This is a genomic window from Gudongella ferriphila (assembly GCF_046224405.1).
In the GTDB taxonomy this organism is placed as follows: domain Bacteria; phylum Bacillota; class Clostridia; order Tissierellales; family Tissierellaceae; genus Gudongella.
In genome coordinates, this window is record NZ_JBJXRK010000067.1 from 1 (window position 1) to 1,617 (window position 1,617).

The following is a 1,617-nucleotide window of genomic DNA, read 5'->3' on the forward strand; positions in this document are numbered from 1 at the left end:
ACTATACGATCAAGTATAGCATCAGCTAAGGGTGAATCATTACCACCTAACTGTTCATACCAACCCTCAGGTCTGAATTGTGAGCAGAAGAGTGTCGAAGACTTTTTTCTTCTTCGATGAAGTAGTTCAAAGATATCTTTTTCTTCTGTTGAGTTTGGCTTTAGCAATAGCCATTCATCAATTATCAGAAGTACTGGGTTGGAATACTTTGCCATAACCTTCTTGTAGTTTCCTTCGCTCCTGGAATACTCCAGGTCGATTAGAAGATCTGGTAGGCGTACATATTGAGTTTTGTAGTGTTGCTTGCAGGCCTCCATGCCAAAGGCACAGGCCATGTAGGTTTTGCCACTGCCAGTTGCTCCTGTGATGAAGATATTCCTGTGTTCTGATATGTAGTCACAGGAGGCGAGTCTCTTAATCAGTTCTTTGTTTAGTTTTCGTCCTGATGTGTAGTCGATGTCCATTATGCTCGCATCGGGCTGGTCAAAATCAGCATTCCTGATTAGTCTATCAAGACGGTTGTTTTTCCTTCTTGTGTATTCAATATCAACCATCATGCCGAACCGTTCGTCAAATGATATTTCATTCATTCTTGGGTCTGACATTTGTTGACGAAATGCATCAGACATGGCTGTGAGTCTCATTTCAATTAGTTTGTCAATTGTGCTGTTGTTAATCATTTGTTCTACCTCCATAGTAGTTGGACCCACGTGTTATGCCATAGATGTTTTTCACAGGTTTGGTTTCAGCTATTGAAGCATCTTCCTTGGTTGTTCCAGCTACAAGTATGTTTTTGATGCTCTTGTAACTGGGGCTTGCGGTAAAGGTCAGTGCTTTCTCGCATGCTGCCTCAAGACGACCTGCTGAGTACCTGTCAACCAATTTCAATAAACCCATGCAGCTTTTGTATGTTTGCTGCTCTACACGTTTGGAGGTAAGTATTGCATCTACGGTTTTGTGTGTGTTTGGTCCAATAAGTTCTGCCCATTTTCTAAAGCGGTTACCGTTCCATTCAAGGTACTGTTGGTGATCAGGGGGCATGTGTTCAACTACCGTGCTGTATTGTCCCTTTCGGCCAAACAGACGCTTGTGGGAGGCAATACGGTTATGGTTGTAGAAAACTTCCATAATCTTTTCTGTTATCCTGACATCAACCTTCCTTTTGATGTATTCATAAGGAACAGAGTATAGCATTCCTTCTATGGATATGTGATAATTAAATTGAACGGTGGCTTGTTTCCAATCTGCCAGTTCATAGGGGGTAGCAGGAAGGGGTAATAGAAATGGGAATTCTTCGTTGTGGAAGAGACTCGACCTGCTTCCTTCCTTCTTTTGGAAGTCTCTCTTGTTGAATTCTTCAAGCTTTTCTCTAACTGAAGCATTCAATTCCGCTAATGAAAAGAACTGCTCATTTCTAAGGGCTGCAACAATCCAGGTGGATATGTTTCCGACAACACCTTCAGCATTTGGTTTGTCTTTGGGCTTTCTAACTCTTGCAGGTATTATTGCAGTACCATAGTGTTCAGCCATTTCGTGATAGGTGGTATTTAGTTTTGGAGTATACCAATCCTTGTTGTGATTGACTGCTGTTTTGCAGTTATCAGGAACCAGAATTTT

The 1,617-nt window shown here is 41.7% G+C and carries 2 protein-coding genes; both read right to left on the reverse strand.

What is annotated here, in order from left to right; genetic code table 11:
- Positions 1-680 (reverse strand): ATP-binding protein (locus ACKVDP_RS13765; protein WP_409229475.1); only part of this gene is annotated, 680 nt, incomplete at its 3' end.
- The coding region (locus ACKVDP_RS13770) for a Mu transposase domain-containing protein (protein ID WP_409229476.1) at positions 673-1,617 on the reverse strand (945 nt) is incomplete at its 5' end. The genes ACKVDP_RS13770 and ACKVDP_RS13765, both read right to left, overlap by 8 nt.